The sequence below is a fragment of the Solimonas aquatica genome (assembly GCF_900111015.1).
Classification (GTDB): domain Bacteria; phylum Pseudomonadota; class Gammaproteobacteria; order Nevskiales; family Nevskiaceae; genus Solimonas; species Solimonas aquatica.
The window spans coordinates 1-2,622 of the sequence record NZ_FOFS01000027.1; the positions used below are offsets into that span (position 1 = coordinate 1).

General features: G+C 56.5%; 4 protein-coding genes. All 4 read right to left on the reverse strand.

The window, feature by feature from the left end; translation table 11 throughout:
• Positions 1 to 144 precede the first annotated feature (144 nt).
• The gene (locus BMY12_RS19780) at positions 145 to 621 is read right to left on the reverse strand and encodes a transposase (protein WP_093289738.1); all 477 of its coding nucleotides are present in this window, start codon (positions 619 to 621) and stop codon (positions 145 to 147) included.
• Positions 622 to 654: 33 nt separating this feature from the next.
• On the reverse strand, positions 655 to 1,353 hold the full coding sequence (locus BMY12_RS19785) for an IS4 family transposase (RefSeq protein WP_093289739.1): 699 nt from the start codon (positions 1,351 to 1,353) through the stop codon (positions 655 to 657).
• 224 nt (positions 1,354 to 1,577) lie between these two features.
• Entirely contained in the window at positions 1,578 to 2,318 is a 741-nt protein-coding gene (locus tag BMY12_RS20115) for a hypothetical protein (RefSeq protein WP_143069032.1), read from the reverse strand.
• A gap of 7 nt (positions 2,319 to 2,325) precedes the next feature.
• The coding region (locus tag BMY12_RS20430) for a DUF8812 domain-containing protein (RefSeq protein WP_218140281.1) at positions 2,326 to 2,622 on the reverse strand (297 nt) is incomplete at its 5' end.

Genomic DNA, 2,622 nt, shown 5'->3' on the forward strand with positions numbered 1-2,622 from the left:
GCGTCCCTGCGCGGGATCGTAGTAGCGCGCCAGATGATAGAACAGGCCTGTTTCGTCGTCGGCGTATTGGGCAACCAAGCGCAGCTTGGGATCAAGCCCGGTGTCAGAAGCAGAGCAAAATGGGCCAGGCCCTGAGCTTTCCCCTCATATTCGCCCGTCTGATTGTAGCGGTGGCGGTGCCAGTGGGGCCGCGAGCGCTGTGACGAAGTGACGCGTGGTCAAGGTCATGCGCAGCAGGGACAGGGCCAAGCAGCCGAGACTCACGATGGACAATATTTTGCGCTGTCGATTGTTCGCGTTGGACTTGAGCTGGTGATACAAGCCGACGCGCTGCGCGGCCCAGCCGGCGATCCAGGCCAGAAACAGCGCCAGCGCGTGGACGATCCGCAAGGCGGCGATGCGCTCGGGATGGCGGCTCTGCGAGTCCTCGAAGCTGAAGCCGAACTGATGTGACTTGAGCGTTCGGAAGCTGTGCTCGATGCGCATGCGGACGCGGTACAGCTTGATCAGATCCAGCGCGGCCCTGTCGGACAAGGACGGCGAGGCGGCAATCAACCAGGGCTCGCGCTCGCGCGCAGCGTTCTTGCGGCTGAGCTTGCTGCACCGGACCTTGCCGCTCAGCGTGAGGTGATGGCGGCCTTTGGCAGGCTTGCGCTAGAGTAGCAAACGGACCTGAACCGAATTGGCACGAACCACAGGCAGCTCCCCCAGATCGCGCGGCCTGGCCGTCGCTTTGAGGAAGAGCTTCTTGCAATGCTGCCAATGGCCGTCGATCAGGATCATCGTACGTCCGCGAATGCGGACCTCCCAGTGCCACTCCAGGCGCTGGACTTCCTGGAACCAGGTGCTGCGAAAGCCGGCGTCGGCGATCACGATGGGCCGCACCCCTTCGCCTAGAAGCATTCGCAGCGTCAACAGGAATTCGCGCTGCACCTGCCGGTTGTTCTGCCGGCGCAGCGGGTGAACCTCCTCGTAGATCGGCAGTGCAAAGCCATGCACCCAGACCGAGGCACGCAGCAGCAACAAACTGCGATCCGGTTTCAGGTCCGACCAGTCCACGATCAGGATCGGCTCGGCCCTGCCACCCACCAGCAGATTGCACAGCATCCGATAGATGAGCAGGCGCTCCTGGTGCAGTCTGGCATTGCCGAGCAGGCGATCCACGCGTTTGACTCGATGCTGTATCGCGCACGAGCTGTCGAGCTTGCGTGCCAGTGCTGACAAGGTCAGGCGTCCACCGTGCAGAGCACTGCCGACCAGCGCCACCAGGCCATTCAGGCCATTCAGGCGTTTGAGATGAATCGAAGGAATCGAACGGCGCAGCAGCTTCTGCAATACTGCGGTGGCGTGCATGGCAGGGTCTCCGGTGACGGATTGGCGTCCATCTCCAGAGATACAAGCCGTGCCATGCACGCACTGAAACGCTCGGTTTTTACACCACACTAACCGTCAAACTGCTGATTGAAAAGACCTTCAACTCAGGATTTGAGGGGAAAGCTCAGGGCCAGGCCCATATTTTCTTTAAAAATGCGAGCCTGCCCCACTTTCTACCCCCATATTTCTACCCCCTTTCTCTATCACCATCCATCGTAAATGCATTCCGCCAGATCGCTCTGATTCTTCCGACTATAAAGTTTGCTGATAATCCGGCCGTCCTTTTCGACCTTCCTGATAAAGTCTCCAAGCCCCAACGTTTTGTAGTCTTCCATAGGAAATTCTGTCGCAACGCGAATTTCGCTATCAAGATGGGGGCCGGTGAAACTGGAGCAAAAGACTCCAGTTATTCGAAAATCCAGAACATTGCCTTTCTGGTCGGTAGCGGCATACCTCATGCGGCGCCCATTACTGATTTGAGAATCGAGGGATGTTATGCGCCGTGGCCTTCCCAGGCTTTTGTCATAGCGATATTCACTTCCACCGATCAGTTGATAGTCGAGGATTTTATAGTCGTCGTCGGTGGTGATCAGCCAAACGAGCGCTTCCCCAAAGAGAATACAATGAGGCGCTGGACAGGCCACTTGACTCGCGGTGACCCCAGACACATTTCCCATATATTTTCTATTCAACTTGGATTCGTGCCAGTAGTCCGTTCCGGCACTCAGAACACCGTATCGAGTGTCCTTCTGCAATTCGAGCAAAAAATCCAAGGCCCCTTCCGGGGTAGGCCACCTTCCGGGGATATTCGGACCATCCACGTAAGAATATGGCGGATCATGGAGCGGCAATGCCTGCAATGCCGTCGGGAGTATTAACCCCTCCGAAGGCCGGCTCATAGGAGAGAAGAGAATTGCATATATAACCAAGAAGACTTTTTTCATTTCTCTATCACGAACATTGCCGCTTATTCTTTTTATAACCTAGCGAAATCATCCGATCTTCAGCCCTCTCTGGAGGCACGCCCCATTCATCTCGCCACGCTTTCTCATTCTTTAGCAACGCCTCACACATCGCCTTTGGAGTATTCGTCTTGAGCGCATCTCGAAAATCTTTAGCCGCCTCCGGATAATCCTTGGGCTCACGGCCGACCGCCAGATTTTTGAAATCACCGCGGAACCTCATGTCGACAATCACGTCACGTATCGCCGGATCAAGCTGATCCCAGGTCGTCCCGACATCTTTTGG

What these genes read in the sequence shown, in the direction of transcription:
- BMY12_RS19785 (WP_093289739.1), bottom strand. Translation starts at nt 1,353, where the DNA reads ATGCACGCCACCGCAGTATTGCAGAAGCTGCTGCGCCGTTCGATTCCT.
- BMY12_RS20115 (WP_143069032.1), bottom strand. Translation starts at nt 2,318, where the DNA reads ATGAAAAAAGTCTTCTTGGTTATATATGCAATTCTCTTCTCTCCTATG.